At 34.7% G+C, this 4,299-nt stretch carries 5 protein-coding genes; 2 read left to right on the forward strand and 3 right to left on the reverse strand.

Annotated features, from left to right (window positions below; all coding sequences use genetic code 11):
* On the reverse strand, window positions 1–1,241 hold a 1,241-nt coding region (locus KHW44_RS06825), incomplete at its 3' end, for a PLP-dependent aminotransferase family protein (RefSeq protein WP_304067609.1).
* Between the two features lie 109 nt (window positions 1,242–1,350).
* On the opposite strand from KHW44_RS06825, the gene pdxS reads away from it, so the two are divergent.
* Window positions 1,351–2,193 carry a pyridoxal 5'-phosphate synthase lyase subunit PdxS gene (gene pdxS, locus KHW44_RS06830; RefSeq protein ID WP_294684518.1) on the forward strand — a complete coding sequence of 281 codons (843 nt, stop codon included), beginning with the start codon at window positions 1,351–1,353 and terminating at the stop codon, window positions 2,191–2,193.
* Window positions 2,194–2,262: 69 nt separating this feature from the next.
* On the opposite strand, the gene KHW44_RS06835 is transcribed toward pdxS, so the two are convergent.
* Together KHW44_RS06835 and relB are read right to left on the reverse strand one after the other, a co-directional pair.
* Entirely contained in the window at window positions 2,263–2,547 is a 285-nt protein-coding gene (locus KHW44_RS06835; RefSeq protein WP_316094801.1) for a type II toxin-antitoxin system RelE/ParE family toxin, read from the reverse strand.
* Window positions 2,526–2,747, reverse strand: a complete 222-nt coding sequence (gene relB, locus KHW44_RS06840) for a type II toxin-antitoxin system RelB family antitoxin (protein WP_002838972.1) — start codon at window positions 2,745–2,747, stop codon at window positions 2,526–2,528. Before relB ends, KHW44_RS06835 begins: the two co-directional genes overlap by 22 nt.
* A 134-nt stretch (window positions 2,748–2,881) precedes the next feature.
* On the opposite strand from relB, the gene KHW44_RS06845 reads away from it, so the two are divergent.
* On the forward strand, window positions 2,882–4,299 hold a 1,418-nt coding region (locus KHW44_RS06845), incomplete at its 3' end, for a TldD/PmbA family protein (RefSeq protein ID WP_304067613.1).

Here is a 4,299-nt window from a genome sequence, read left to right on the forward strand (position 1 = left end):
ACATATACAGAATTTTCCTTCAAAGTTTTCAGCAAAACATTACTGTCAATCCTCTTATCGACCTTGATTACGACAGATGTGCCACAATCAGTTTTCTCAAAATCAATGAATTTGCAGCCGTTTATTTTTGAGAAAATAATCTCGTATTTTTTTGCATACACCTTCTTCATTTGATTGACCTGCTTTTCAAAATCTCCACTGTCAATAAACTTGGACAACGCAGATTGAACGAAAATCGACACAGGACACCTCTCAGATCTTAATACAGAATAAAATTTATTCATCAAATTTTTAGGCAAAACCATAAAACTCACACGCATCGCAGGGGTTACAGTACGTGAAAAATTCCCGATGTAAATCACCTTATCATTCACATCCAAAGTCTTCAGTGGAGCAATCGGACGCAGCTTGTATTTAAATTCAGCATCGTAGTCATCCTCAATTATGTAGCGATTATTTTTTTCGTAAGCCCAATTCAACAAATCAATCCTCTTATTAATCGGCATAATCGCAGAAGTCGGAAACTGATGAGAAGGAGTCACACTTACCACACTAGCATCTGTTTGCTTCAGAAAGTCTATATCAATTCCATCTTCATTCACATCAATCGGCGTACTGTTGAAATTATTGTAAAAACCAATTCCGTGATATGCATATCCAGGATTTTCGAAACCAAAAACGGGATTGTTAAGAAGATTTTTAATCAAAATCAACAACTCATTGCTGCCAGAACTCACGACGATTTGGTTGGGATTCACGATAATTTCTCTGAAATCTTTCAAATAATTTGAAATAGAACACCTCAACGAAAATAATCCCAAACCATCAACCTTACCCAAAATAGCATCATCATCTTCACTAATTGAATCCCTGAAAGCTTTTCTTATCTGCTTGTATTTAAAACACGATTTATCCACACCTGAAAATGAAAAATCATACACGTAAGAATTCTTTTCCTCAACAATCATATCCTCATCATCAAAGTTTGCATCGTTTTGCAAAATATGACCAGATTTTTCTACAAAAAACCCACTTCTCTCACTGGAACGAATGTATCCTTCCTTTTCCAATTGATAATAGGCATTGGACACAGTATTTATCGAAATATTTAGCTCATTTGATAATTTCCTAATAGAAGGAAGCTTGTCATTAGTCTTCAATTGTTTCGTGTTAATCTTTTCTTTTATAGAATCGTAAATTTGATTATACAAATAATCCTTGTCGTTTAAATTTATGAACATAAAATCCTCCGTTGGATTAAGTATAACACATCTGTACCCATAAAATTATTTTATTTTGCTACTATGATTAGATGCAATTTGCATGTATTATAAAGGCGAGGTGATTTTAATGGATATAAATGAAAAATTAAAGGGCGGAGTAATAATGGATGTAATCAATGCTGAACAAGCGAGGATTGCAGAAGCAGCAGGAGCAGTAAGCGTAATGGCACTTGAAAGAGTTCCTGCAGATATTAGAGCTGCTGGAGGAGTTAGCAGAATGAGCGATCCTAAAATGATTGAAGAAATCATGAAAGCTGTTAAAATTCCAGTGATGGCAAAAGTTAGAATTGGTCATTTTGTTGAAGCGCAAATTTTGGAATCTTTGGGAATTGATTACATTGACGAATCAGAAGTTTTGTCTCCGGCAGATGACAAGTATCATATCGACAAATCAAAATTTAACACTCCTTTTGTTTGTGGAGCGAGAAATTTACCGGAGGCTTTACGAAGAATCAAAGAAGGCGCTAAGATGATTAGAACAAAAGGTGAAGCTGGAACTGGAGATGTTGTCCAAGCTGTTACACATATGAGACAAATCATGGGCGAAATTTCATTGGTGAAGTCTTTGAAGGAAGATGAATTGTACGACAAAGCAAAAGAAATGGGAGTTTGCTTTGAATTATTGAAATACGTTCACGAAAATGGAAAATTACCTGTACTTAATTTTTCTGCAGGTGGAGTTGCAACTCCTGCTGATGCGGCGTTGATGAGACAATTGGGAGCTGAAGGTGTGTTTGTTGGTAGTGGAATTTTCAAAAGTGGAAATCCAGAAAAACGTGCCAAAGCTATCGTAAAAGCTGTAGAAAATTACAATAATCCTGATGTATTGCTTGAAGTGAGCAAAGATTTGGGAGAAGCAATGGTGGGAATTAATCCAGATGAAATAAAAGTCATCATGGCTAATAGATAAAACGAAATAAACTAAACAAAGGCTACCGATTTTTTAGGTAGCCTTTGTTTGTGATTAATATAAAAGAAACTATTTGTAAATATCACGCCTATGACCAATAGTCAAAGCAAGAATAATCATTTTGTTATCCTCAATTTGACAGATTAGGCGATAATCTCCTATTCGATATCTCCACTGTCCTTTGCGATTTGCTGTTAAACATTTTCCGAATTGGCGAGGATTTTCACAATCAATTAAATTTTTAGTAATCCAAGACTTTATTATTAACTGAGTGTATTTATCTAACTTTTTAAATTCTTTTTCAAATTTAGGAGTAGTTTCTAGATGAAAAATCATAAATCCAATTCCTTCCAAAATTCTGAAATTGGTCTACTCTTTTTCCCGCTTTCTACATATTCTTTATAAGCTTCTTCAGCAACAGTGATATCATATTCATTTTCAATTTGTTCAAACAAAGCTCTCTTGAAGGCTTCGCCTACAGAAATAGAGTGAATTTTGGCATAACTTTCTGCAAGATTTTTTTCCTCTTTTGATAATCTAATTGAAAAACTCATAAAATACACCTCCTCTTGTAATACATTGTACTACTTTATTACGAATTGTCAATAGTTTTTATGATATCATTTTCTTAAAATTCATTGTAATAGATACTAGTATTTACTATAATTAATAATGAAAGGGGTAGAACATGAAAAAACTAACTACATCAAAATTTTTATTAGATAATAAATCTAAATTACAAGAAATTATAAAAAATTTGGAAACTGATTTCAAATACGTTTCTATTTTAGGTTGCGATGTTGATGGTGCAAGTTATTCTGTGTCGACATCTGCAATTTCATTGAATCCTTCTCCTGATTACCAACGTGGATTTGTAATCAGAGTGTACACTGATTTGGGATTTAGTGAGTATTCATTTAACGAAGTAGACGTTGACAAAGTATGCGAAAATGTCCGCAAAATCGCACTTGAAGATCGTAAAAAAATCGTCGAAGGCTTGGACAGAGTAACATACGACAGACTTCCAAATGACGACGAAATCACAAAAGAAAAAATCACTGAAGTTGAAAACTTGCCAGAAGAAGATAATCCTGAAAAAATTATCACTACTTTGCAAAAAATTCACGACGAAGTTAAAGCGAAATACGAAAAAATCGTTCAACTTTCTTTGAGATTGAATATTACGCAAGTTAACAAAATTTTCTTATCGAAAAATAAAGATTTGTACCAATCTTACGCTTATTCAACTGGATTTGCAATGGCAGCAGCAACTGATGGAAAAAATACAAAATTAGATTTTATTTCTAGTTCTGGATTGTGTGGAAGTGAATTGATTTCTGAATTTGAAAAAGCAGCAGATGATGCTTGTAGAAGAACTGAAGAATTGCTTACAGCAGACAGAGTTGTTCCAGGAGAATACGATATAATTTGCGATCCTGATTTTACAGGATTAATCGCTCACGAAGCTTTCGGCCACGGAGCAGAAATGGATATGTATGTAAAAGAACGTGCAAAAGGAAAAGAATACCAAGACAAGAGAGTTGCAAGTGACAAGATAATAATGCACGACGGTGCGACAGCTTTCGATGAAGTGTCGAGCTATTTGTTCGATGACGAAGGTAACTTGGGAAGAGATACTGTGATTATCGACAAGGGAATTTTGCGTCACGGAATGTGCGACGAATTGTCTGCGATTTTGTTGGGACAAGAATCCACAGGAAATGGTAAGAGAGAATCTTTCAAGAGAAAAGCATACACTCGTATGACTAATACTTTCTTTGAAGAAGGCGAAGATTCTGTTGAAGATATGATTAAATCTGTTGACAAGGGATATTTGTTGGAAGGTTTCTCATCTGGAATGGAAGATCCAAAAAACTGGGGAATTCAATGCGTTGCAATGAAAGGACGAGAAATCATAGACGGCAAATTAACAGGCAAAATCGTAAGCCCTGTTTATTTGACAGGATATGTGCCTGATTTGTTGCAATCAATCACACAAGTTTCCAACGGACTTGTACTTTCTGGTGGAGGATATTGCGGAAAAGGCTGGAAAGAATGGGTTAAGACATCAACTGGTGGATCATACATTAAGGCAAAGGGGATTTT

Source organism: Finegoldia magna (genome assembly GCF_018371055.1).
In the GTDB taxonomy this organism is placed as follows: Bacteria; Bacillota; Clostridia; order Tissierellales; family Peptoniphilaceae; genus Finegoldia; species Finegoldia magna_I.

Coding starts and splice junctions, on each gene's coding strand:
- pdxS (WP_294684518.1), top strand. CDS start 1,351: ATGGATATAAATGAAAAATTAAAGGGCGGAGTAATAATGGATGTAATC.
- relB (WP_002838972.1), bottom strand. CDS start 2,747: ATGAGTTTTTCAATTAGATTATCAAAAGAGGAAAAAAATCTTGCAGAA.